Source organism: Lederbergia wuyishanensis, from assembly GCF_022900255.1.
GTDB classification, from domain to species: Bacteria; Bacillota; Bacilli; order Bacillales; family Bacillaceae_C; genus Lederbergia; species Lederbergia wuyishanensis.
Genome location: NZ_JALIRM010000016.1, coordinates 1 through 23,830, shown reverse-complemented (window position 1 = coordinate 23,830; position 23,830 = coordinate 1). Strand labels below are relative to the sequence as shown.

24 protein-coding genes, 1 rRNA gene and 1 pseudogene are annotated in these 23,830 nt (G+C 37.2%); 12 read left to right on the top strand and 14 right to left on the bottom strand.

The genetic code is table 11. The features are described from left to right. Window positions 1–51 precede the first annotated feature (51 nt). Window positions 52–636 carry an RNA polymerase sigma factor gene (locus tag MT489_RS19650; protein WP_244683264.1) on the top strand — a complete coding sequence of 195 codons (585 nt, stop codon included), beginning with the start codon at window positions 52–54 and terminating at the stop codon, window positions 634–636. Then, entirely contained in the window at window positions 623–1,387 is a 765-nt protein-coding gene (locus MT489_RS19645; RefSeq protein ID WP_244683263.1) for a DUF4367 domain-containing protein, read from the top strand. The genes MT489_RS19650 and MT489_RS19645 overlap by 14 nt, the downstream gene beginning before the upstream one ends. Window positions 1,388–1,559: 172 nt before the next feature. Here the strand turns inward: MT489_RS19645 and MT489_RS19640 are convergent, their stop codons facing one another. From MT489_RS19640 to MT489_RS19610, 7 genes and pseudogenes are all read right to left on the bottom strand, one after another. Then, window positions 1,560–1,724 carry a hypothetical protein gene (locus MT489_RS19640; protein WP_244683262.1) on the bottom strand — a complete coding sequence of 55 codons (165 nt, stop codon included), beginning with the start codon at window positions 1,722–1,724 and terminating at the stop codon, window positions 1,560–1,562. A 13-nt stretch (window positions 1,725–1,737) separates the two neighbouring features. Beyond that, entirely contained in the window at window positions 1,738–2,892 is a 1,155-nt protein-coding gene (locus MT489_RS19635) for an ABC transporter permease (RefSeq protein ID WP_244683261.1), read from the bottom strand. Between the two features lie 13 nt (window positions 2,893–2,905). Then, window positions 2,906–4,117: an ABC transporter permease gene (locus tag MT489_RS19630; protein WP_244683260.1), complete on the bottom strand. Its 1,212-nt coding sequence runs from the start codon at window positions 4,115–4,117 to the stop codon at window positions 2,906–2,908. A gap of 268 nt (window positions 4,118–4,385) precedes the next feature. Continuing rightward, a pseudogene (locus MT489_RS19625) lies at window positions 4,386–5,064 on the bottom strand (ABC transporter ATP-binding protein); the annotation flags it as partial. A 153-nt stretch (window positions 5,065–5,217) separates the two neighbouring features. Further along, window positions 5,218–5,874 carry a response regulator gene (locus tag MT489_RS19620; protein ID WP_244683258.1) on the bottom strand — a complete coding sequence of 219 codons (657 nt, stop codon included), beginning with the start codon at window positions 5,872–5,874 and terminating at the stop codon, window positions 5,218–5,220. 5 nt (window positions 5,875–5,879) lie between these two features. Then, window positions 5,880–7,067: a sensor histidine kinase gene (locus MT489_RS19615; protein WP_244683257.1), complete on the bottom strand. Its 1,188-nt coding sequence runs from the start codon at window positions 7,065–7,067 to the stop codon at window positions 5,880–5,882. Between the two features lie 103 nt (window positions 7,068–7,170). After that, on the bottom strand, window positions 7,171–7,641 hold the full coding sequence (locus tag MT489_RS19610; RefSeq protein WP_244683256.1) for a DUF6147 family protein: 471 nt from the start codon (window positions 7,639–7,641) through the stop codon (window positions 7,171–7,173). Between the two features lie 159 nt (window positions 7,642–7,800). Between MT489_RS19610 and mgtE the strand changes: the two genes are divergently transcribed. Then, complete coding sequence (mgtE, locus tag MT489_RS19605; protein ID WP_244683255.1) at window positions 7,801–9,168, top strand: magnesium transporter; 1,368 nt, start codon at window positions 7,801–7,803, stop codon at window positions 9,166–9,168. Between the two features lie 30 nt (window positions 9,169–9,198). Here the strand turns inward: mgtE and MT489_RS19600 are convergent, their stop codons facing one another. Next, window positions 9,199–10,578, bottom strand: a complete 1,380-nt coding sequence (locus tag MT489_RS19600) for a glycoside hydrolase family 18 protein (protein ID WP_244683254.1) — start codon at window positions 10,576–10,578, stop codon at window positions 9,199–9,201. A 211-nt stretch (window positions 10,579–10,789) separates the two neighbouring features. On the opposite strand from MT489_RS19600, the gene MT489_RS19595 reads away from it, so the two are divergent. From MT489_RS19595 to MT489_RS19585, 3 genes are read left to right on the top strand one after another with little or no spacing between them, the layout of a single operon-like run. Continuing rightward, window positions 10,790–11,167, top strand: coding sequence for a BlaI/MecI/CopY family transcriptional regulator (locus MT489_RS19595; RefSeq protein ID WP_244683253.1), 378 nt, complete (start codon window positions 10,790–10,792; stop codon window positions 11,165–11,167). Further along, entirely contained in the window at window positions 11,151–12,689 is a 1,539-nt protein-coding gene (locus MT489_RS19590; protein WP_244683252.1) for a M56 family metallopeptidase, read from the top strand. The genes MT489_RS19595 and MT489_RS19590 overlap by 17 nt, the downstream gene beginning before the upstream one ends. Continuing rightward, on the top strand, window positions 12,686–13,222 hold the full coding sequence (locus MT489_RS19585) for a hypothetical protein (protein ID WP_244683251.1): 537 nt from the start codon (window positions 12,686–12,688) through the stop codon (window positions 13,220–13,222). The genes MT489_RS19590 and MT489_RS19585 overlap by 4 nt, the downstream gene beginning before the upstream one ends. Before the next feature lie 131 nt (window positions 13,223–13,353). Here MT489_RS19585 and pflA read toward each other — a convergent pair whose 3' ends face one another. The 4 genes from pflA to MT489_RS19565 form a co-directional block, all read right to left on the bottom strand. Beyond that, the gene (gene pflA / locus MT489_RS19580) at window positions 13,354–14,094 is read right to left on the bottom strand and encodes a pyruvate formate-lyase-activating protein (RefSeq protein WP_244683250.1); all 741 of its coding nucleotides are present in this window, start codon (window positions 14,092–14,094) and stop codon (window positions 13,354–13,356) included. Between the two features lie 254 nt (window positions 14,095–14,348). Beyond that, window positions 14,349–16,577 carry a formate C-acetyltransferase gene (gene pflB / locus MT489_RS19575; RefSeq protein ID WP_244683249.1) on the bottom strand — a complete coding sequence of 743 codons (2,229 nt, stop codon included), beginning with the start codon at window positions 16,575–16,577 and terminating at the stop codon, window positions 14,349–14,351. Window positions 16,578–16,774: 197 nt separating this feature from the next. Beyond that, window positions 16,775–17,302: a class D sortase gene (locus MT489_RS19570; protein WP_244683248.1), complete on the bottom strand. Its 528-nt coding sequence runs from the start codon at window positions 17,300–17,302 to the stop codon at window positions 16,775–16,777. A gap of 71 nt (window positions 17,303–17,373) precedes the next feature. Continuing rightward, window positions 17,374–18,063: a hypothetical protein gene (locus MT489_RS19565; protein WP_244683247.1), complete on the bottom strand. Its 690-nt coding sequence runs from the start codon at window positions 18,061–18,063 to the stop codon at window positions 17,374–17,376. Between the two features lie 134 nt (window positions 18,064–18,197). Here MT489_RS19565 and MT489_RS19560 point away from each other — a divergent pair, with 134 nt between their 5' ends. The 3 genes from MT489_RS19560 (at window position 18,198) to MT489_RS19550 (ending at window position 20,835) form a co-directional block, all read left to right on the top strand. Further along, a complete protein-coding gene (locus MT489_RS19560; RefSeq protein WP_244683246.1) occupies window positions 18,198–18,638 on the top strand; it encodes a DUF2521 family protein in 441 nt (146 codons plus the stop codon). 68 nt (window positions 18,639–18,706) lie between these two features. After that, window positions 18,707–19,417 (top strand): N-acetylmuramoyl-L-alanine amidase CwlD, encoded by a 711-nt coding sequence (gene cwlD, locus MT489_RS19555; RefSeq protein ID WP_244683245.1) that lies wholly within the window; start codon window positions 18,707–18,709, stop codon window positions 19,415–19,417. Between the two features lie 359 nt (window positions 19,418–19,776). Further along, window positions 19,777–20,835, top strand: a complete 1,059-nt coding sequence (locus MT489_RS19550; RefSeq protein ID WP_280518713.1) for an Mrp/NBP35 family ATP-binding protein — start codon at window positions 19,777–19,779, stop codon at window positions 20,833–20,835. 90 nt (window positions 20,836–20,925) lie between these two features. On the opposite strand, the gene gerD is transcribed toward MT489_RS19550, so the two are convergent. Next, a complete protein-coding gene (gene gerD, locus MT489_RS19545) occupies window positions 20,926–21,540 on the bottom strand; it encodes a spore germination lipoprotein GerD (protein WP_244683244.1) in 615 nt (204 codons plus the stop codon). 146 nt (window positions 21,541–21,686) lie between these two features. Here gerD and MT489_RS19540 point away from each other — a divergent pair, with 146 nt between their 5' ends. After that, entirely contained in the window at window positions 21,687–22,334 is a 648-nt protein-coding gene (locus MT489_RS19540) for a KinB-signaling pathway activation protein (protein ID WP_244683243.1), read from the top strand. Window positions 22,335–22,353: 19 nt separating this feature from the next. Here the strand turns inward: MT489_RS19540 and MT489_RS19535 are convergent, their stop codons facing one another. Further along, on the bottom strand, window positions 22,354–23,103 hold the full coding sequence (locus tag MT489_RS19535; protein ID WP_244683242.1) for a polysaccharide deacetylase family protein: 750 nt from the start codon (window positions 23,101–23,103) through the stop codon (window positions 22,354–22,356). Between the two features lie 164 nt (window positions 23,104–23,267). Between MT489_RS19535 and MT489_RS19530 the strand changes: the two genes are divergently transcribed. Further along, on the top strand, window positions 23,268–23,504 hold the full coding sequence (locus tag MT489_RS19530) for a hypothetical protein (protein ID WP_244683241.1): 237 nt from the start codon (window positions 23,268–23,270) through the stop codon (window positions 23,502–23,504). Between the two features lie 255 nt (window positions 23,505–23,759). Next, window positions 23,760–23,830 (top strand): 16S ribosomal RNA (locus tag MT489_RS19525); the annotation flags it as partial.

Sequence of the window (23,830 nt, the reverse complement as noted above, 5' to 3'; positions counted from 1 at the left end):
GTTATAATAAAAGGAAAATTGAGGAAATCTTCACTCAGAGAGGGTGTGGGGATGATTAATAGATTAGTACAAAAACTATTAAAAAAAGATCGTGATTCTGAGAGAATCATTTTTGAAATGTTTTATCAGCGTGTCTATTATACAGCGTACTATATTGTTCAAGATCGTGAATTGGCTCAGGATATCGTACAGGAAACCTTTCTGAAGGCATTTCAAAATATGCATACAGTTAAAGATGGTGAAAAGTTAGGAGCTTGGTTAGCAGCAATTGCATCCCGTACAGCCATTGATTATGTAAGGAAAATCAAAAAATGGAATGACGTTGTTACTGAGGACCATATTATAGATGAACAGCTTTCCAAAAGTGATGATCATTATTCTACTGTTGAAACAATTGTTGAAAAGAAATTTCTTAAAAATATACTCCTTCGAGAGATTGATGAATTAAAACCAGAACATAAACAAGTACTAATTCTGGCGTATCTTCATGATATGAAATACGAAGAAATTGCGGAAGCATTGGATATTAAGGTGACGATGGTCAAAACCCGAATCCACCGTGCAAAATTGAAATTAAGGGAAGCATTGGAAACACAACCCGATATGAGGGAGATGATACATAATGCCAAAATATAAAGAACTCCATTTGGACAACATCATCCGCGAAGCATTGAGTGAAAAAATGAATGAATGTCCTCCTCCGCTATTAGAGGCATCGGAGGCGTGGAATCAACTTCAAAGGCGAAGGGATGGAAAGAGAAAAACATCCCCGCTAATTCGTACATTTCGTAAACCTTTATTGATTTCTGCTTCTTTATTATTCATTCTTCTATTTGCTACGGCACCTAAATCAGGGATTGCTTTTAATCAATTTACGGATATCTTCCATACTATTCAAGGAAATGTTGTGTATTTGTTTGGGAAGTCTGAAGGGGAAAGTGATGGACCAGGTTTAGATGGGGGAACGTTCGAAGTCATTGACGAGACGGAAATCGTATCTAAACAAATGAGTCTAGAAGAGGCAAAGAAAGCTGCGCACTTTCCAATCTTAACTCCTAAAAACCTTATGAACGAGTTTCAATTAGAGGAAGTAACCGTTATGGACGGATATGAAGAACAAGTTGAAGCTGTTTATTTAAGCTATGTTGGCAAGGATAGAGGTTTTATGGTAACAGAAATGCCAATTGAGAATCCAATTGGATTTGGGGCAAGTATGGATAAAGATGACGTGACGATAGAACAAGTTGAGATAAAAGGGCAAAAGGGGAGTTTAGTCATTTTTAAAAACGGAACTGCCCAATTAATATGGATGACTCAAAGCCATTATCTATCTATAGAGGGTAAGTTGACGAAAGAAGAAATATTAATAATCGCAAAGTCTATATAAAAGAGGTTCTCCTAAGATAATCGGAGAACCTTTAGACTGTTGACAAACGCTCGCATACTGCGTTGCTTTCCTCACTCGTTCGCTCATGAAGGCAATTTATTTTCGCGTCTTCGCGCCTTGTATGACGAGCGTTTTCAAAACGGTCTGGAAAATCATTCATCTATTATAGCTTTTAATATATTTGACGTTTGTTTTGAATAGACCCACCTATTATAAAAGATGCTAACAATAAGAAACTTAAAGTAATAACTACCCAGTTTTTATTAATAAATCCTATGAGAAGGATAGGATATGTTGTTGCAGACATGTAGGCTAAATTGAACTTCTTTTTTTTCATTTTTTTCCTCCTATCATTCAAATCTAATTCTTGTCATTCCTACAAACAAGAATACTATAGTAAATACTAGTAAAACTCCGCTAGGTGCAAGAACATCTGCTACCGTTCCACCTCTTACTGCTAATTCTGCAAAACCTTCTAAGCCCCAGTATTGTGGAACAAATTTAGCGATTTGCTGCATCATATTTGGCATGATTTCAAGTGGCCAATAGACACCACCGAGCATACAGGTGGAAACAATAATTAGATTTCCAAATACAGATTGCTGTTCGGATGTTTTGACGAAGCCCGCAATAAAAAGACCTAGCCCAATCGTACATAGTAGTAAGCAAGAAACAAGTACGAAAATGCCTAACATATTTCCCCAGTTAACATTAAATACAAAGGTTGAAACGAGCATCAATACCCCGAATTGAATCCATCCAATAAGGAAGAAGGCAAGTAGGTATCCGATTAATATCTCTTTTTTTGAAGTTGGTGTCGACATGATTCGGTACCATACTCCCGTCTGTCTAGCTTCTAAAAATACTCCTGTACTAATAAGTAGAGATATCATGACAAACATAATCGTAAATCCTGCAGAGCGAGCGGTCATATTATTCATCGTCTCAAGCTCTTTGTTCTTCGTAATTGGGATGTTTTTTATTCCATCTGAAGTTGCAAGCTCGTTCGTGATTTTCTCCTGAACGCCTTTCCAGTTGTCTCCTGTTATTTCCTGATAAACACTTGAAGCTGAAGCTACAATTCTATGTTTTACCATGCTGTCATTAATGACTTGTTCTATCATCTTTGCTCCATTAAATGAAGGAGAGTATACAAAAATAATGACTGGAATATCTTTATTAAGTATTTGCTCCTCAAAGCCTTTATCGATTCGTATATAGCCTGTTATCTTTTGATCATCGAACTTTGAACGTGCGTCTTTAGCATTCTCAAGACTCAGTTCCATAATATTTTTACTTTCCAACTCATTGATCAATGCTTTAGATAAGGTGGAATGATCTTCATCTACTACCACTATGTTAGGTTTCGGTTCCGAGTCGCTAGAAAAAAGTGCACCAAAGATAAAAGTGAACAATAACGGCATACCAAACATAAGGAGGAAAGATTGTGGCTTTTGAAATATTCTTTTTAATTCAAATATCATAATGGCTTTTATTCTTCTCATACTTTTTCACTCCTTATCTTGGCTTTAATCTAAGCGACCCGATCGTTAATGTTAGTAATCCACTTAAAATGAGGACGCTAATTGGTAATATAAGTGTATTCCAAGTCGTTCCATTCATAATTTCTATAAAACTTTCAAGAGCCCACTTGTTTGGAGCTATATTTCCTATAAGTTGAATACTATTTGGGAATGCGGCAAGTGGAATCATAGACCCACCTAATAAGGCCAGTATTTGAACACCAATCCCACCGACTGAATCAGCTGTTTTTTCCTCTGTGATGATTCCTGCAATAATCATAGAAAACCCTGCAACAGAAATGGAAAATGCTAAACCAATCGTAAGTAATTGTAAAATATTGCTTCCCCAATTAACTCCAAACAAATAGTGAGTTGCTATGACAAACACGATAAATTGGAGGAAGGAAAAATAAAAAGTGCCTAAAAACTTTCCAAATACAATGGAAGAACGTAAGATAGGGCTACTCATTAAGCGTGCCAGTGTTTCTGTTTTACGTTCCTGGATAATCGACTTTGCACCAACAGTAGTGTTGAATAAAATAAACATCGCACACATGGCTGCCGCATAATATTGCATTCCTGAAATAGGTTCCTTACCATCTTCTTCGGAAGTTACAGCATTCAAATCAGAACTGGCAATTTCGGAAAGTTCGTTTGCAAAACCTCCTATTACATTTGGGATATTAATATCCTGATTCGTAACGGGAACTGCCGTTATTTCTTTTGAAACCACTTCTGTTGCAAGTGAAACAGATGTTACTCGGTTAATAAAAGAATTCGTAATAGAGTTTAATATCGTAAACTGAATTTCTTTTTCGGGATTACTAAATATTGTGACTTCCTTGACATCACCCTTCATTAATCCGTCTCCCCAGTGAGCAGGAAGAACCATCCCAACATCAACCTTTTGATTTTTCATAGCTGTTTTTAAAGCTGTTTCAGTCTTATATTCTTTAACAGTAATACTTTCTTTCAACTCATCGCCTTGCAACACTTTATTGATAAACTGATCTGTAAAGTCATCCGCCGAAGATACGACAATGCCGACTTTTGTATCCGGAATGGACCCGCTTTCTCCAAAAAGTCCACTAAGAGCGGAACCTAGGATTGCTGTGAGGACAAGTGGCATCAGTAACATACTGATAAAACCTTTTCGATCACGTAAGCGGATATTCATATCTTTCCACGCAATTGTAAAAGAGCTCATTTATTAACCTCCTAGTCCCGTAATGAGCGCCCTGTTAATTGTAAGAAAAGGGTCTCAAGGTTAGGTTCTTTTATTTCAACCGATCCAATTTTCATTCCGTTATTCACAGCTGCAGACATAATGGAACCTAATGTCTCATATGGCTGCCCGGCATAAACTTCTAGAGTATTAGATTCTTCTTTCTTCACAACTTCATTTACATTTTCCAGTTTCTTAATAGCATCGATCGCTTGAATAGAATCATTTTCAACAGTTAATTGAATGACTGAACCACCAACTAGGCGACTGCATAGCTCAGCTTGTGTTCCTAATGCAATGACTTCGCCATGATCAATGATACCGACACGATTGCATAAAAACTCAACTTCTTCCATGTAATGGCTCGTGTAAATGATCGTCATTCCTTCTTCATTTAGCTTTTTGACAGTTTCTAAAATGTGATTCCTTGATTGTGGGTCAATTCCTACTGTTGGTTCATCCATAATCAATAATTCCGGCTTGTGCATTAAGGCTGCACCTATATTGATTCTCCTTTTCATCCCGCCAGAGAATGTTTCGATTCGATCTTTAGCGCGATCCTTTAATCCAACAAACTCTAGTACTTCATCTACTCGTTTTTTTGCTTGCGATCCTTTCAATCCATACATGGCTCCCCAAAATAGTAGATTATCCCTTGCGGACATTGTTGGGTAAAGGGCAATTTCTTGTGGTACAACACCAATTTTTTTCTTAATGAGCATTGGTGATTTTTTTACAGATAGATGGTCAACCAACACTTCTCCTTGTACGTATGGAATAAGACCGCAAATCATAGAGATAGTAGTGGATTTTCCTGCACCATTAGGACCTAGGAGTCCAAATGCTTCACCTTTTTCAATTGTAAAAGAAACATTTTTCACTACTTCTTTTTTTCCGTAGCTTTTCTTAAGCTCTTTAACTTCTAACATCGTTCCACGTCCTTTTTTAATTCCGTTTTATTAACTAATTACAGTATATTGTGTATCCTTTATTAACAAATCTCTCTCCAGATAGATTTTTCCCATAAAAAAATACAGCTTATATAGCTGTATGTCATAGGGCACTATGCCAAAAGTCATTAGTCAGAAGTTAGAGATATGGTACCTTACGGCAAAGATGGCTGCTTGTGTTCGATCCCTTAGCTCAAGCTTACTAATTAAGTTAGAAACGTGGTTTTTAACGGTTCCCTCCGAGATATAAAGCTCCTGTGCAATTTCTTTATTGTTTAATCCAAAGCCAATTTTACTCAATACTTCCAGCTCTCGTTCCGTTAAGTCATTAATTATTTTGGGAACTTCGTTAACATGGTTAGTTTCTTTGTTTTTTCTCATTTCCTTTACAATCTCAGCAGTCGACTCTCTAGGTAGTACCATTCCGCCTGACTGCACTGTCATAATGGCTTGAACAATCGCGTCTGTCGGCATGTCTTTTAATAAGTAGCCGCTAGCTCCTTCTTCAAGTGCTTCAAAAATTAATTCGCTGTCACTAAAGGTTGTAAGCATTAATACTTTCGTGTCGGGGAGTGAAGAAGTAATTAATTTTGTTCCTTCAACCCCATTTGCAATGGGCATGCGAATATCCATTAATACAATATCAGGCCGGAGTTCACTTGCTTTATCAAACGCTTCCTGCCCATTGGATGCAACTCCAACTACATCGATTTCGGGCCTAAGATTAAGAATTGTAGCAAGGCCATCCCTCATTAATTCTTGGTCATCGACAATTAATATTTTTATCACCTTGTTCACCCCAACTGCCACTGAATCTCTTTCAATGGCATACTCATTTTTACGATAAATCCTTCTTGAGGATTGCTTTCAAACGTAATATGTCCTCCATGCTCGTAAACTCTTTCTCTCATATTCTTTAATCCGAACCCGGGGTTAACCTGTGCTGCGCCTCTTCCATTATCTTTTATAAAAGTGTGAATGTCCGAGTCGGTTATCTCTATCGTGACGTTACAATCAGTTGCCTGACCATGACGTACAGCGTTTGTAATCGATTCTTGGATGATGCGGGTTAAGTCCAGTTGAATAGAAGTTGGTATTTTTGAAACATCTCCTTGTATATGAAAGCTAGACTTTAATCCGGTCATTTCTTGATAGTCTGCAAGAATTTTTTTAGTCGTTGTAATAAAAGATCTGTTTTCATCTTTTAAAGTACGGACTGACAAACGTAATTCCTGAAGAGCATTTCTCGCCAATTCCTCGCAAAGGAGAATCGTTTGTTTGCTCTTTTCCGGTTGAATATTTTGAAGTTCTTTAGCTACTTGCAGTTGCACAAGTAATGCGGTCATTTTATGTCCAACTGTATCATGAATCTCTCGTGATATGCGGTTTCTCTCTTGGGTAAGTGTTAGTTCTTCAACTTGTTTAGAATAATGGTGCAATTGCTCATGGGCATCTTTTAAGGCATGATGAGTTTCTTGCAGTTCGTCATATTGGGCTGCAATTTTTTCTTGTGCATGTAAAAGCTTATGAATCAACCTACCTACAATGGCTTCAAAAACGATGAAGGTGAAGTTGATGATGTTACTCATAACATCAATGCTACCCATCATTCGATACGTGTAGTAGATACTAAGCGACCAGACGAAGAAAAAGGCAATGGAAAATCCCCAAATAATGCGCTTGTTTTCAGCAATTAAAAAAAGAGTTACAGCATTTACTCCGAACAAAATCAAATAGAGAGTAGAGCCAGGGAAGAAAAAGACAAATCCTAGTGTGAGAATAGAATCGAGTGTAAGAGCTAAAACAAAAAACCTTTTCGCCAGCGGAGTAACTAATAAAAAGTGATTGATGGAGAATCCCAATCCAGCCACAATGACAAATATTAGAGTAAAAAGTGTATGGATCTCAGCAGAAACATAGTATATGTAACTTAACAATATAAACATAAATAAGCGAATGTTGCTTAAAAGGGTTAACCTCAAGACGTCACCTCGTACGGGATGGAATTAGATACCATAATTATAATCCGATATGATGGATTGGGATATATGCAAATATAAAAAAGGTTCCCTTTGAGAGAACCTCTTAATCTACGAATACATATGTTGAAATGCTTGCTTGCTGTTCAATGACCCCCGCATGCATGACACGGTGAATTCCCCAAACGCGGTAATATGAATTTTTTAAAACCTTCGCTTCTTTGGAAAGTGATACGATTGAAGAACTATAATTTGTCGCACTCCCGATATTAAGTACATCAACCCATTGTCCACTGGAAGAATCCCATCTCTGTAATATTAGATCAACCTTTATATTATCCACTGGGTTATAAGCCTTCGTATTTCCCGATACTTTTACTCTATCAGCAGACACTATCTGAATAAATGTAGTTCCGCTCATAAAATACTTTGAGGCTTGAACCGTGTAATCATTTAATGTGCTGCCAGATCCAACAGAGAAAGGCAGTTCATTTGCTGAACCTTCTTTTACTGCCCCAATAACTATAAATAACATGATGGCTATTAATAAAAGTCCTGAACGTTTCAATAGATTCATTGAATATTTTCTCTCCTTTTACTCTAACTTTAGTCAATAGGTAGACGCAAGAATCACCAAAATTGTTACCAGATTTTACAAAGAATTCAAATTCCTACTGAAAAGTTTAAGAAAGAAGAAACAGGATATAGGATTTTATGAAGGTGCGAGAAGGAAGGAGTGATTGCTATTATCACAAAAGAGAAATTAGAAGAGGAAACATTAAAAGTCATCGAGAACTTACAAAATGAAAAATTTCAGGAATTAAACGAAATGTTTAGGAAAAAGCGACCTTATGATATGAGTATTATTTTTCAAAGTCTTCCTGAAAAACACGGGACAGCTCTCCTTCATAATCTGGACGAAACGACTATTGCGAGTATGATGCAAAAAATAAATACGATGCAAAAGCTTGAGGTACTTGGGAAAATTGGACCCGAGAAAGCAAATAAAGTGCTCGCTTTACTTGATACGAATATTCTTACTCGATTACTAAAAAAATACCCACAAGTAAAAATAACAAAATTCTTAGAAGACATGGATGCTAAAAATGCCAGCTATGTCAAATCGATGATAGATTATCCGGATAATACCGCCGGAAGCTTAATGACGAATCGTTATATTTCCATTGAGGACAACTCAACCGTACGTGATGCTATAAATAAAATTAGAGCTGATGCTCTTTATACAGAGGGCAGTAATCATTTATATCTTACGGATAAAAAAGGAAAGTTGACAGGTACGGTACCATATAAAGATTTACTACTTGGTGAGCCAAATGAAATGTTGAGAAATATTATGCTTAAACAGGTTCTATGCGTAACGGTCTCTACAAAGCGTGCCAATATTGTCCGATTGCTTCAACGTTACGATTTTACGGCATTACCGGTTACGAATGAAGAGGGTGTGCTAGTTGGGATTATTACTTTTGATAATATGGTAGACGCACTCATTCAAGAAACAAGTGATGATTATGGGAAACTTTCAACAGCTAGTAAGGAGATTGATTTTAATACAAAGCCATTCATTGCAGCTTTCAGGCGATTGCCATGGTTAATCATTCTCCTTTTTATAGGGCTCATTTCGGGAAGTATTATTTCAAAATTTGAAGGGACGCTTGAAAAAGTAGTAGCATTAGCTTTTTTCATGCCGCTTATTGCCGGAATGACGGGAAATACGGGAACTCAATCACTTGCAGTAGTGGTCCGTGGATTAGCTGAAAATGAAATAGATGCCAAAACGGTTGTTAAATTGATATTACGGGAATTTCGGGTAAGTCTCCTTATAGGAGTTACATGCGGTCTACTCATTTCAATCATTGCATTTATTTGGCAAGGGAATATATATTTGGGTATTGTCGTAGGCGGTTCACTCTTGTTCACACTGATACTTGGTACAATGGCGGGAACGATTATTCCGCTTATACTCTATAAATGTAAATTGGACCCTGCTGTTGCTTCGGGTCCCTTGATTACAACTGTAAATGATATTTTCTCTTTAATAACATATTTTTCAATTGCATCGTTATTATTATCAAAGCTGACATAAGAAAAACAGCACTCCAAAATGGGCGTGCTGTTATTTTCTTTTTTTTCTAATAAAAAATACAAGAATTATGATTAGAATGCCTGTAATGATGAAGAACGTCCACTTGGTTGCTGGCTTTTCCTCAGGTTGCTTTGACGGCTCTAGGTTTGGCAAACCTAAACCTTCGCGTACGCTGTTCATTAAAGTTTGTGTTTCATCATCCTCACTCAATTCCCAAATCATCGCTCCTGCTAAAGCACTTTGGGTAATATAATGAGTTTTCTCCTTTATAGATTCAGAATCATCGTATGAAATGAACTCTCTTTTTTCCTCACTGTAAAGGAATGGCACCTTAGCTGTATCGTTCCAATAACGCTGGAAGCCATTTTGATTTATAATATGTTTTTCTAAAAAATTGTAATCATAGGTGCCTGGCTCTAGATTGCCCCCACCATTACCAGAGCAAAGCTGATATCCACCGTTACCCAGTACTTTTCCTTCCGTTTCAGGGTTGCAATTTCCCCAAGATCGTCCATAAAAAGGAAGACCTAAAACAAGCTTTTTTGTAGGAACACCGTGATCTAGATGTCCTTTGACGGCGGCAGCTACATGATGAGGGTGAACATCATTTTCTATTGCTTGTGGATCTTTGTATAGGGGCGCGTTATGGCCAGTAGTCTGTGACCAGCTCCCGTTAAAGTCATACGTCATGATATTAATGTAGTCGACTATTTTTGCCACTTTATCTAATTCAGTGTTTTCTAAATAGGAGAACCCTGCGCTTGACGCAATTGTAAGCAAGTATTTCTTTCCATCCTTTTGTTCAGCTTGATTAAGGGAATTCCGTATTTCCTGAAGTAATAGGGTAAAATTTTTCTTATCAGAAGGGTCATGATGATTATTCGGCATACCGCCACTAACTGGATATTCCCAATCAAGATCGACTCCATCCATGTCGAATGACCGGATAAATGCAACAGCGGATTCTGCAAACTGCATACGAGTTTCTTCCGTTCTGGCTACGAGCGATAAATTCATTGACCATGACCAGCCACCAATTGAAATTAAAGTTTTTAATTGTGGATTTACATGCTTAAAGCCCTTTAAATTATCTAAGTTTGGAAGGTCGGTAGTGGGGGCGCCTAAAACGACAGTGCCGTTTGGGGTATCGTTTTGTTCGTTTCCGTTGAAATCCGTACAAGGCTGTAAGCCGCCATTACTAGCTTCCTGATTTCCATGTTTTCCATCCCAACACACATCTGCAAATGCATAATTAATGTGGGTAACGGACTGTGGATTGAAGTTTTTAGGTGGTGACCAACCTGCATAATATCCGATAATGACATAGTTTTGTTCGTTTGCTTTTACAAGAGAAGGGAGGAATAGAGAGAGTACAAATATTATTAAGGTGAAAGCTGTGTAACGGAACATTCATTTTGTCCTCCTCATATTTCGTGTATAAGTGTATTTATTTTACCCATAGTTTGTAAAAGGTTTCAATGAAATGGAAATAAACGCGAGTTTCCTCCTATTTTGAAAGGTTATTTTACTTCATTCTATTTATGGAAATCTATTGCCATTTATAAGACTTTAGCATAAAATGAATTTAAACTTACAATTGTAATCCTATGGAGGTGAAAAAGTGAAGGAGGAAGCTGCAAACATTACTGAGGCTGAATGGGTTGTTATGCAGGTACTTTGGAATTCCGATTCTTTACCTATGAGTGAAATTATTCATGAACTGACTCAAAGCACGGATTGGAAACCGAAGACTATTCAAACGCTCGTCACTAGATTAGTGAGTAAAAAAGTGGTTGGCTATGAGCAAGAAGGAAGGAAGCGTCGATATTTTGCGCTTGTTTCAGAAGAAGAAAGCATTCAAAACGAATCGGAATCTTTTTTGCAGAGAATTTTCGGGGGAGCGCTTCAACCTATGCTTGTTCATTTAGTTAAGACCAATAAATTGTCCCAAGATGATGTCGAAGAATTAAAGCGCCTACTTGATGAAAGGAGGGATTAAGATAGACCAGTTTCTTACAATACTCGTTCATTGTTTTAAATGGATACTTGTAACTTCCTTATTATCCAGTATAATCGCTGTCTTTATTTTATTTATCAGAGCTCTATTCAAGAAAAAGCTTCAACCGAGATGGTTCGTCTGGCTTTGGCTCATCCTTGTCATACGATTAATGCTCCCTTGGGTACCTGAGAGCTCCTTCAGTTTATTTAACTTATTTACGCCGAGTAAATCGGATGCATTTATACCCTTTCAATTTAATCATACCCTTTATTCTGAACCATCATTTGTAACCCTCCAACCTAGAACAGAACTAGATACAAATACAACTTCCGAGAATCCCACTTCAAGTAATTTTCATCCTATAATTATAATTGCCGCTTTTATATGGCTGGCTGTCATGGTAATTGGAATCATTCAGCTTTATCGCTCTAATCGTCAATTCAGCAAATGTCTGGATTCGTCCAGATCAATTTCTGAGCTTTCTATACTGGAACTATTTCAAAAGTGTAAACAGAAATCAAACATTCATTCGAACATTCGACTTATGGCAAGCCCCGCCATATTTTCTCCTGCGTTGTACGGCTTGTGGCGGCCAAAGTTAATTCTGCCATCCAAACAGTTGCAGGAGTTTAGTAAGAAGGATTTATCGTTTATTTTCTATCATGAGTTGGCACATTTTAAGCATCGCGATATTGGGGTCAATTGGTTAATGACACTTATGTTGCTACTTCACTGGTTCAATCCTTTACTTTGGTATTGTTATTCCCGCATGCGTGAAGATCAGGAGCTTTCGAGCGATGCCTTTGCACTATCAAAAATTGATGGTGATGCCCTGAAAGACTACGGGAACACCATATTAAAAGTAATTCAAAGTAATATGGATTTACCGCAATTTCCGAGAGCAACAAATTTTATTTCCACCAAATCTCAAATGGTGAGGAGAATGAAGATGATCCGTTCATTCCGTAAAGAAAAGCGTAGATGGTTTCTAGTTGGTATTTTCCTTGTGGCGATAGTATCAGCTGTATCGTTATCAAACGCAAAAATATTTTCCAAATCTGTTACAGTGAGCATTCCTGCTGGATGGGAGGTTTTCCAACAAGCAGAAGCTGAGATGATTTATGTCCCGAAAGAACAGAGCGAAGACGGACTCTCCTTAACCGTAGTGAATTATAAAATGATGGAGACAGAAATGATCGAAACAGGAAGTCATACTACGATAACCCAACTAGAACATTATAAACAGTCCGATAATCTAGAGTCCTGGCTAAAGAGGATGCGTGATTCTGCTGCCCGGGACGGAGTGGACCTTCAGCAGATAACTGACCCAGAAATAGGACCATTATTAATCGACCAAAATGAGGCCTATCTTCATGTGATTTCGTTTTTGTATGGACCGGAGCCCCAGGCCATCTCATTAAAAGGTAGCGGAAAATATTATGATTTAGATGTTATCAAGCAAGAAGGTGTTTATAAGATTTTTCAACAAATGGTATCTGAGGTACAGAAAGGCAGTAAATGATGAAGAAAGATATATGGTTAATTATATTCTTTTACGTAGTCCTATTAGCAGGATGCTCCCTTCTTTTCAATCACTTTATTTTGAATGACAAGTTATATAATAGGGAGGTTGAGCTAAATGAAACGCAAAATAATAACGTTATTCGAATGACTTTATATAAAGTCAAATACTACAATAACATGGATGAACAACGTATTTCAGTTACTTTCAAACTTGAAAATCAAAGGAATTCTCCTGCTGTATTGACAGCAACAAAAAATCAAGATACTACGGATAATGTGCTTCTATTGAGGAACCCGAAAAAGCACTTTCCTTTGGTAGGACACGGTTGGGACGATATGGTAACAATAAAAGAAGGAGATGATACGGTTATTTTTTCTTTTTCAGCTGGAAAGCAAGCCTCTTTTGAAGCAGACTTTTTACTTGATGACAAGTTATTTGAGGGTTTAGAGTGCCACATCCCACTTTTTATAAATAATGAAAAAATAGAATTTACTTTTCAAATTCCTTCTCCAGAGCAAATTGAAGATTAGGAACAATGGGCAACAGTGATGGAACGTCCATTGTTTATAATAAGAACAATCCCCTAAAATCCATCCAATTAAAAAAATTAGCGAATTTTAGGGGACTACTTATTAAAAATATCGGAGATGTAATTCATTGGTTATCCATTCATGAGTATCCCATAAGCCCACTTTACTTTTTCATCTGCCGGCGTTTGCACACCTTTGAGCGGATACTCGATTCCTAGTGCTTCATATTTATAAACCCCTAACTGATGGTAAGGGAGAATTTCCACTTTTTCTACGATGGATAAAGTACGAATAAATGCACCGAGTTTTTGTAAATCTTTTTCATCATCCGTAAGCCCAGGGACAAGTACATGCCGAACCCATACGGGTTTTTTCTTCTCCTCAAGATAATGGGCAAAGTCTAGAATATGCTTGTTTGAAACAGATGTTAAGTGTTTATGTTTTGCTTCATCGATTTGTTTTAAATCTAGTAGGACAAGATCGGTTACTTCCATAAGACGATCAAGTGAATTAATAAATCTTTCTTTCCTCGTGAAGCATCCGCCAGAGCTATCAATTGCCGTATGGATACCCAGTTTTTTACATTCAGTAAATAATTCGATAAGAAAATCAACGTGAAGGAGAGGCTCTCCACCAGTAACCGTCACTCCGCCATTAGAAGCTTGTAAAAAAGGAAGATAATCTTTAATATCCTTCATTAGTTCTTCAACAGAAATTTCCTTTCCTTCTCCATTTCCAAATGTCCAAGTATCGGGGTTATGGCAATATAGACAGCGTAATAGGCAACCTTGTGTAAAAATGACATACCTTAGTCCTGGGCCATCCACTGTACCACATGATTCAATTGAATGAATACGAGTTTGGATTTTCATTACTTCAAATCCTTTCGTTTGGGGAGCCAGCACACTTAGCACTGGCTCTATCCATTTAATACTCTTGCTGTCTAGCTCCAGACGGCAGCCTCTCGAGGTCTAATAACTTGAGTCAATAAAAGTCAAAGACCGGACTTTTTTGACTCAGCACATTTGCTTGTCGGAGGCCCGCAGGATGCGGGTCAGGAAGGCGTCGCAACAGGACGTTGCGCTTTTAGCCTTCCTTCCTCTTCAGGCGCCTTCCGCTTTTCTAATTACATCGTTTCGTGGAACGTACGGTTAATAACGTCGATTTGTTGTTCTCTCGTTAATTTGATGAAGTTAACAGCGTATCCAGAAACACGGATTGTAAGTTGTGGATACTCTTCTGGATGTTCCATTGCATCTAGCAATGTTTCTCGATTGAATACGTTAATGTTTAAGTGATGCCCTTGCTTCGTCATGTATCCGTCCAAAATTGCAGCCAAGTTAGAAATCCGAGTCTCTTCTTCTCTTCCAAGTGCTTTAGGCACGATAGAGAAAGTATTAGAAATTCCGTCTAATGCATATTCATATGGGAGTTTTGCAACAGAACTCAAAGATGCAATCGCTCCTTTTTGGTCACGTCCATGAAGCGGGTTGGCTCCTGGTGCAAATGGTTCGCCTTTGCGTCTTCCATCTGGTGTATTACCCGTTTTTTTACCATACACAACATTAGATGTAATCGTTAAGACAGATAGTGTTGGTGTTGCACCACGATAAGCTTTATGTTTTTGGAACTTATTCATAAAGGTTTTCACAAGATTTACTGCGATGTCATCGACAAGAGCATCGTTATTTCCGTATTTAGGGAAATCTCCTTCAATTTCAAAGTCAACGGCAATGCCATTTTCATCGCGAATTGGTTTTACTTTTGCATATTTAATGGCACTTAGAGAATCTGCTACAACAGATAATCCGGCGATACCTCCAGCCATCGTGCGTAAAATTTCTCTGTCATGAAGAGCCATTTCAATTCTTTCATAGCTATATTTATCATGCATGTAATGAATAATATTAAGTGTGTTCATATAAAGTCCTGCAAGCCATTCCATCATAGCGTCAAATTTCTCTACGACTTCTTCAAACTGTAAATACTCTGTTGTAATTGGTGCAAACGCAGGGCCAATTTGCGCCTTTAAAATTTCATCCTTACCGCCATTAATCGCGTATAGCAATGCTTTCGCAAGGTTGGCGCGAGCTCCGAAAAATTGCATTTGTTTTCCAATTGTCATCGCTGATACGCAGCAGGCGATACCGTAGTCGTCACCATAAATACCTCGCATCAAATCATCATTTTCATATTGGATAGAGCTTGTTTTAATAGACATGTTTGCACAGTACTTTTTAAAATTCTGTGGAAGTTGAGTGGACCAAAGAACCGTTAAGTTTGGTTCCGGAGATGGTCCTAAATTATCTAGGGTATGCAAGAATCGGAAAGAGTTTTTGGTGACGAGCGGTTTCCCGTCAAGACTGATTCCTCCGATAGATTCCGTTACCCACGTAGGGTCACCACTAAATAGTTCATTGTAATCTGGTGTTCTAGCAAACTTCACTAAACGCAATTTCATTACGAAATGATCAACGAGTTCTTGTGCTTCGCTTTCTGTTATAGTGCCGTTTTTCAAATCCCTATCAATATAAATATCAAGGAAAGTAGAAACTCGGCCTAAGCTCATAGCTGCACCGTTTTGTTCCTTTATTGCTGCAAGGTACGCAAGATATAGCCATTGGAATGCTTCTTTTGCATTCGTTGCTGGTTTAGAAATATCATAGCCGTAGATTTGCGCAAGCTCTTTTAATTCCCTAAGTGCATTGATTTGTTCAGCCATTTCTTCACGTTCACGAATGACTTCTTCTGTCATCATGCCGTTTCCAATTAAATTGACTTCAGCTTGTTTTTGCTGAATAAGGAAATCGACCCCGTATAAGGCAACTCGACGATAATCCCCAATGATTCGTCCGCGCCCATAAGCATCTGGGAGACCGGTAATGATGCCAGCTTTGCGGGCTAAACGCATTTCAGACGTATAAACATCAAAGACACCTTGGTTATGTGTTTTGCGATATTTTGTAAATATTTCTTCTACTTCATCATCTACTTTGAATCCATAAGAATCAGCAGCTGCTTGAGCCATACGAATTCCACCAAATGGTTGGAGGGATCTTTTAAACGGCTTATCTGTTTGGAATCCAACAATTTGCTCTAGTTCTTTTTGTAAATATCCAGGACCGTGAGAGGTAATAGTAGATACTACGTTAGTATCCATGTCTAACACGCCGCCGTTTTCACGCTCTTGTTTTGTTAACTCCATCACTTGCTTCCATAATGCGTTTGTAGCTTCTGTAGGTCCTTCTAAAAATTCCTCGTTTCCCTCATAAAGAGAATAGTTATTCACGATAAAATTTCGAACATCCACTTCCTGCTGCCAGCGACCTTCTATAAAACCTTTCCAATGAGACATCCTAAAGACCTCCTTGATATTTTAAGCAAATAGTAGATTGAAGATATTGTGAAATGTTGAGCAAGTGAGAATATATTTGTGAAATAGTGAGCAATATCCTCAACATCATTATAACACCTTCTTATTTAAAAGGATAATGGTTTTATGGCAAATTTTTGAAAAAATAATAAAAAGTGAAGCCCTACATTTAGTTTGCTTCACTTTTTAGGGAGTGCGTAAATAATATAGCGGTCAGGTGCATTCCCAATATATTGAAATGGATAACATGTAGTGACAGTAAGAACCTCCTGGCCGTCATTTGGAACTATGATAGTTTGATCATCAGCACTAACAATTTTAGTATGGTCAATAATGTATTCGTATTCCCCATAAGGCATCTTTACAATGAAAGAATCGCCAATTTTAAGTTCTCCAAATTTCCGAAATACCGTATCCCGATGGCCAGATAATACAATTTGATTTTTTTGCCCAGGAAAAGCGGTTCCTGGAAAATGGCCAACTCCGATTTTAAGTTCTTCTTCATCGACTCCATGCAAAATAGGGATTTCCTTCTCCAAGGCAGGAACTTCTAAAATACCAATGACATCGCCATTTTTTACGCTAATATCAATCAAATTTTCAGGTTGGATCTCTTTTTTATTTATATGTCCAATTTTTGTTTTTGCTTCCTTTAAAGCATTATCCTTTAAAAAGTTCATTTCGAACAATTGCCATATACTAAACACAATGATCAAGCATCCGGTAATAAAAAAGAGGTAAGAAAGTCTTTTATGCAATTCAGTCCATTCCTTTTATATTAATCATCTCTAACATTCAAGATTTCTTCAACTTCTTTAGGCAACACTTCACTGTCTCTGTGATGCCAGAAATATTTTTCTCCGTCAAAAAAGAGAGGGATTTTTTTGGCAACGGATTCTGAAGTATAAACGAGGACAACATACGAACTCATTTTTGGATCGGCATAATCGAAAACAACGGATGAATCTGGATTGCCTGATTGTAAAATATCTATAAATTTACCGATGTCTTTCTTATTGTTAATAGCTTTCCTCAAGATGAATTGGTCATAAGATACTTCGTCGAAAATTTGAATTTTCACCACTTCATCTTTGTTAATGGAATAGAAATCAGATTTATAGTCAGTTTTGGAATAAATTTTATAACCATTTATAGAATTCTTGTCTCTTACCGCTATAAGGTTAGGTTCATTTATTACTTCGTACAAATTGGTTCCAACAGGAAGAAAAGCAGCATCACCATTTTTAGATTTATAATTTGGATTTTTAACATTGTCATCCAACTTCTTTTTAATTTTACCTATTTTTCCTCCGATAAATTTTGAATCAGCAATTTCCAATTGACTTCCTAAATACTTTTCTCCATTAAAATGTAAAAAATCAACCCAGTCAATAATTACATTATTATTAATAAATGGTGTACATCCCGTTAATAAAAAGAGACATGCTATTACGAAATATTTCTTCATTTGTAAGCCTCCTTACATGTTATAGACGTTTTAATGTTAAATAATGTTTCGATTTCCATAAATCATTTTTTGATTGTATTGCGCATGACTTCTCCCTGTTCGTTGAAACTAAGGTGAAGGGAGGATGAAGTAATATGAATGTCATGTTGAATTTTGAAGAGAGAAAGCGAGAAAAACAGTTATTATATGAGCGCAAGCTTTTACGTGAATTATCTATAGAAGAAGTAAAAAAGAGCATGATCGTCCATTTTAATCGAATGCGTATAGGAGTAGGACCTTTAGAGGAAGGGGTAGAAGAAGCGTGTTTTGATGTTGCTATTGAAGCATATCTAAATGGAGGAGAATTCAGTCGATTCACCATTCATGGCGAAACAATCGAAATGGTGAAAAAGAGAAGTCATCGGGAAATTACTCACTTTATCGATACATTATATTATTTTTGGCTTTACTGGGATTTTGAGAAAAGGATGATTAGTGATGAAGACATCTTTATAGCTTGTGAACATTTTGTAGATTATTGGTGGATAAATGGTTATCGAAAAGGAGAAAGAAGATACAAATTACGTCTTCATTAGGAAACTCGTTCTAAAAAACAATCTTGTCCCATATGCTTTTACGAAGAAAGCATGAAGGGGAAGATCGAATGGGGAAAAAAGCAAAAATTATTATATTTTCTGTAGGGGCGGCAATCCTATTTCTTCTTTTTCAATACAATTTTTTGCCAAAGGACTCTTTTGATACGTGGAATCTTCCATTAACAGGGAAAATTATATACTTAGATCCTGGGCATGGCGGTCCGGATGGAGGAGCGGAGAGTGGAGATACACAAGAGAAAGACATTGCATTAGTAGTCGCCAATAAATTAAGAGATTATTTACAGGAGCAGGGAGCCCTCGTATTAATGACACGAGAATCCGATACTGACTTGGCAGAGTCTGACACAAGGGGACTGAGTCGGCGGAAAACAGAGGATTTGAAAAAAAGGCTTAAAATCGTAAACGAGTCAGAGGCGGATTTATTTCTTAGCATTCATTTAAATTCCATTCCATCTCCCCGTTGGAGTGGGGCTCAAACGTTTTATGCCCCACATGATCCCGATAATAAAAGGGCAGCAAAGTTTATTCAAGACGAACTAGTCAAAAGTTTAGGAAATACTAAAAGGGAAGCAAAAACCATAGAACATATTTATTTGTTGAAAAACGCAAAAAAGCCAGGTGCACTAGTAGAAATTGGATTTTTATCAAACCCCACAGAACGTGAAGCATTAAAGCAAGAAGAGTATCAAGATAAAGTCGCATTCTCTATTTATAAAGGGGTCATTCGATTCTTTTCGAATGAAAAATCGTTGGAATGATTCGGGATTCACATATGAACCCGAATTTTTGTTTTACGGAGAATGTCCAGCTGCAGGCTCTAGGTCAACATCGACTCGTTCCTCATCGTATTTCCTTTATCTAAGTCTAAGTCCCTGAAGTTTATACGTCGATAAACAGGCGCTTCCACTTTTCTATGTCCAGCTGCAGTCGCTAGGGGCTCGAGGTCAAATAACCTGAGACATAAAAGTCAAAAGACGGACTTTTCTTTCTCAGAACATTTGCATGTCGCCCCTAATCAAGCGTCCTCCGCTTTTCTATGAGCGTATAAGATTCTTTCAAAAGTGCATTATGTTATACTGGGTAGGAATGAAATCGATGATAAGGAAGGTGTACAGCCTTGATCACTGAACAGAAAGCTTATGATTTGTTAAAAAAAATGGAAGATCCATTACTACATAAAACACTTGAAGAAACTAACGGTATTCTTGAGGTGAAAGCGAAAGAAGAAAAGGCACATGTCAGTGTAAAAATTGCATTGGCTAAAACAGGAACTCCTGAGCAACTACAGTTCCAAATGAAAATAGTAGATGCATTAAAAAAAGCGGGAGCTGAAACTGTAGGAATTCGTTTCGCTACTTTACCAGAGGAGGAATTGGAAAAACTCCGTGCTTCTGGAGACTTGCAAAGCGACACAGGCGGTCTACTTTCACCAAACAGCAAAACAACTTTTATCGCAATAGCAAGTGGTAAAGGAGGGGTAGGCAAGTCGACTGTTTCAGTTAACTTAGCTGTGGCCCTTGCTCGTCTAGGAAAAAAAGTAGGCCTTATTGATGCAGACATTTATGGATTCAGTGTTCCAGATATGATGGGCATTACGAACCGTCCAAAGGTAAGAGAAAACCAAATTATCCCAGTAGAGCGTTTTGGTGTTAAAGTTATTTCAATGGGTTTTTTCGTTGAAGATAATTCCCCTGTCATTTGGCGTGGGCCGATGCTTGGAAAAATGCTTAATAACTTCTTTAGTGAAGTAGAATGGGGAGACATTGATTATTTATTGCTTGATTTGCCACCAGGTACTGGAGACGTTGCACTTGATGTACACACAATGCTGCCAAGCTGTAAAGAAATCATTGTAACTACACCACATCCAACGGCGGCATTCGTTGCTGCAAGAGCAGGCGCAATGGCACTCCGTACAAATCATGAAATTCTTGGTGTTATTGAAAATATGTCTTACTTTGAAAGTAAATTGACTGGAGAAAAAGAATTTGTATTTGGTCAAGGTGGCGGAGATAAACTTGCAGAAGAACTTAGAACAGAAGTATTAGGAAAACTACCTCTGCAACAACCTGACTGGAATGAAGAAGATTTTGCACCTTCGATCTACGGTGAGGATCATAAAATCGGACATATTTACGGTGAAATTGCCGGAAAAATGGTACAGCTACTAGGTTAAATGTTTTCAAATAAAGAGCCATATACCTTGGATTAGGATATATGGCTTTTTTTATATGGTATCTTCGTTCTGAATGTGATTAAGAAACTTTTACTGACCGCCTCCGCCGCTACCGGCTCCCCCACCGCCTTGATCTTTATTTTCCGATTTCCCGCCTTGCTTCCCTGCTTCTTCAGCAGCTTTTAAAAGCAACTCTTGAATTTTTGCTTTATAAAGGGGACTATCTAACGTATCTTTTACAACCTGTTGCATTTGTTCACGGAAATCTTTACTTTTTAGTGCCTTAGCAAAATCTTTTTGCATTTCCGGATTTTGAAGAATATCCATTAATAACCCTTGGTATTCAGGATCTTTCATTAAATCCTTAAGTAGAGCTTCATGTTCTTTTCTCATGCTTTTTGCAACAGTAGCCGCAAACTTAGGATCTCCCATTGCCTTTTTCCAAAAATCTTCACCTTTATTAGATGTTAGTGTTTTTTCAATTGTATCTTTAACAACAGTTTGATCCATAATCAATTGTTGTTTCATTTCCTCATCCTTCATCATATCCTGAAGGGCTTTTTTACCTTCATCTGACTTTAAAATATCAACCATCATCTTTTTCGTTTGGTCATAATCTAATTTTGCATTTCCTGGTTCATTGCCACTGCAGGAAGAGAGCGTTAATAAAGCAATTAACAGGAGCAAATAAACACTTTTTCGCATGAAAGAGGCTCCTTTCTTAACAATATCCCTTATAGTTAATATGAGATTTTGTGAAAAATTTATGCACAATCTAGACAATCGTGGCTTTTTTATAGGAAGATTGATAAAATCGGTTTGTTAAGTATATCGATGGGGGAAATCTTAAAGTGACAATAAGAAACTTAATGAAGTTTTTATTTAACTCACTCATTTTGGGTGGTTTGATAACTGGCATACTAGGGTTTATTATTCGTTGGAGTGAATTCCAACCATATTTTACAGATGTTAAAATTGGAGCAATTGTCTCTACATTTATTTGGCTTGTTGGAGTTGGTTTTATTTTTGCAGTTGTAAGCCAGGTAGGCTTTTTTGCTTATTTATTTATTCATCAGTTTGGACTAGGGCTATTTAAATCTTTATGGAACGCTGTTCAGCTTGTTCTTGTCGTTTTTGTCTTGTTTGATCTTATATATTTCCGTTTCCAAGCCTTTGCGGGTGAAAATGAGAGTTTGCTCCCGTATATTGGGCTAGCTGTATTTATTTTAATCGCGGCACTAATTGTCGCTTACTTAAAAGCAAAAATGACGAATCGAAGTATATTCGTTTCCGCATTATTTTTTATGGCAGTCGTTACAATCCTTGAGTGGCTTCCTGTATTGCGTCCTAATGACGAAAGTTGGATTTACTTAATGATTTTCCCGCTAATTGCATGTAACGCGTACCAAATATTAATGTTACCAAAATATAATCGTTTATCAGCAGAAGAAAGAGCAAAACGAACATCAAATATTCAAACCAAAAAAGCGACCCGTTAAATGGATCGCTTTTTTATGATTATGGCACTAAAGTGGTTTTCACTTTTCCGTTGGCAATAAGTATTGAAAGTGTGACGAGTTGGTCTTTTTCCTTAATAATTGAAATGACAGGTGGAAGGGCTTGAGCTGTTTGAGTTGCGGAATCAGAGGCATGCATTAAAATAATATCTCCTTTTTGTACCTTTTGAACATTTTTTACAATTGCATCAACTCCAGGGTTTTTCCAATCTTGTGAATTGAGACTCCAATGAACAACAGTGAGTCCAAGATTGTTTGCGATTTTTAGTGTTCGTTTATCGAAATGCCCGGTAGGGGAGCGGAGCAATGTAATATCTTTAATATCCAACTTTTTCAGAACGTCGATCGACCGTAAGATATCTCTTCTTACCTTTTCGTCTTCTAATTCTGTATAATCTTCGTATGCATAACCGAGACTTCCTATTTCAAAGCCCATATCCTTAATTCTTTTTACCATATCAGGATGTTTTTCTGCCCACGAGCCCGAAAGAAAAAAAGTAGCCGATCTGACTTTTTTTTCCTCCAATACATTTAGAATGGGTTCGGCCTGGACATCTCCCCATCCTATATTAAACGTCAAGCTTATACCTTTTTCCCCTTTATAAATTGCTTTAGGATCATCTTTAGTTCCAAACACCGGAGTTTGAAGAGTAGCTTGTGAGAAAAAAAATAAGGCTGTAAAAAAAGAGATTAATACGACAAATAACCCTTGTTTTACTTTACGGCCATTTACCGTGATAAAAAAATTCATACCAATCCTCCTCGTCTGCCTGTCCATACTAGTCTATGTATGGTGATGCTCGCGATATGAATATATTAATGGTATTTAGTGTTTATATTTTGTAACTAAAATGGACATACATAACTATACATAAAGATAACACTATAGAAATCCAAAATATTCGAGGTGTAAACATGCTTGGTCTTCTTTTAAATGATCGAGATAAAGAAGAAATCATATATTTATTAAAAAGAGAAATGGATGAAATTCTTTTTGATTTAAAGGACGCAAGAATAGAATCAATCGTCAAACAATCTATGGAAGAACGTTATAAAACACTATTTTCATTATTTAAACGAGTCGCTTCCCAATATGATTGTATGCGGTATGTTTTACCTTCTTCAAAAAGATCGAGCGGTACAGGAAAATAAATTATAAAAAGTGATTGACATAGAGAAAGAACCTTGTTATATTAATATCCGTTGCTGAAAAAAGCTCCGAGCTGAAAAAACACTCCGAAAAAAGTTTTTCAAAAAAAGTGTTGACGAGCTAAAGTGATTTTGATATAATATTAAAGTCGCTAAAAAATAGCAACCATGTTTGATCTTTGAAAACTGAACGAAACGAACGTTAAATTATTTTAAAAACAATGGTTTTAAACCATTGCCAGCAAATGAGCTACAAACTTCAATGAGAGTTTGATCCTGGCTCAGGACGAACGCTGGCGGCGTGCCTAATACATGCAAGTCGAGCGAAT

Excerpts from the sequence above, each read along its gene's own strand:
- MT489_RS19635 (WP_244683261.1), bottom strand. The coding sequence starts at position 2,892 with ATGAGAAGAATAAAAGCCATTATGATATTTGAATTAAAAAGAATATTT.
- MT489_RS19585 (WP_244683251.1), top strand. The coding sequence starts at position 12,686 with ATGATGAAGAAAGATATATGGTTAATTATATTCTTTTACGTAGTCCTA.
- MT489_RS19600 (WP_244683254.1), bottom strand. The coding sequence starts at position 10,578 with ATGTTCCGTTACACAGCTTTCACCTTAATAATATTTGTACTCTCTCTA.
- MT489_RS19535 (WP_244683242.1), bottom strand. The coding sequence starts at position 23,103 with ATGAATTTTTTTATCACGGTAAATGGCCGTAAAGTAAAACAAGGGTTA.
- pflB (WP_244683249.1), bottom strand. The coding sequence starts at position 16,577 with ATGTCTCATTGGAAAGGTTTTATAGAAGGTCGCTGGCAGCAGGAAGTG.
- MT489_RS19650 (WP_244683264.1), top strand. The coding sequence starts at position 52 with ATGATTAATAGATTAGTACAAAAACTATTAAAAAAAGATCGTGATTCT.
- MT489_RS19630 (WP_244683260.1), bottom strand. The coding sequence starts at position 4,117 with ATGAGCTCTTTTACAATTGCGTGGAAAGATATGAATATCCGCTTACGT.
- cwlD (WP_244683245.1), top strand. The coding sequence starts at position 18,707 with ATGGGGAAAAAAGCAAAAATTATTATATTTTCTGTAGGGGCGGCAATC.
- MT489_RS19565 (WP_244683247.1), bottom strand. The coding sequence starts at position 18,063 with ATGAAGAAATATTTCGTAATAGCATGTCTCTTTTTATTAACGGGATGT.
- MT489_RS19590 (WP_244683252.1), top strand. The coding sequence starts at position 11,151 with ATGAAAGGAGGGATTAAGATAGACCAGTTTCTTACAATACTCGTTCAT.
- MT489_RS19640 (WP_244683262.1), bottom strand. The coding sequence starts at position 1,724 with ATGAAAAAAAAGAAGTTCAATTTAGCCTACATGTCTGCAACAACATAT.
- MT489_RS19560 (WP_244683246.1), top strand. The coding sequence starts at position 18,198 with ATGAATGTCATGTTGAATTTTGAAGAGAGAAAGCGAGAAAAACAGTTA.
- MT489_RS19610 (WP_244683256.1), bottom strand. The coding sequence starts at position 7,641 with ATGAATCTATTGAAACGTTCAGGACTTTTATTAATAGCCATCATGTTA.
- MT489_RS19530 (WP_244683241.1), top strand. The coding sequence starts at position 23,268 with ATGCTTGGTCTTCTTTTAAATGATCGAGATAAAGAAGAAATCATATAT.
- gerD (WP_244683244.1), bottom strand. The coding sequence starts at position 21,540 with ATGCGAAAAAGTGTTTATTTGCTCCTGTTAATTGCTTTATTAACGCTC.
- MT489_RS19645 (WP_244683263.1), top strand. The coding sequence starts at position 623 with ATGCCAAAATATAAAGAACTCCATTTGGACAACATCATCCGCGAAGCA.
- pflA (WP_244683250.1), bottom strand. The coding sequence starts at position 14,094 with ATGAAAATCCAAACTCGTATTCATTCAATTGAATCATGTGGTACAGTG.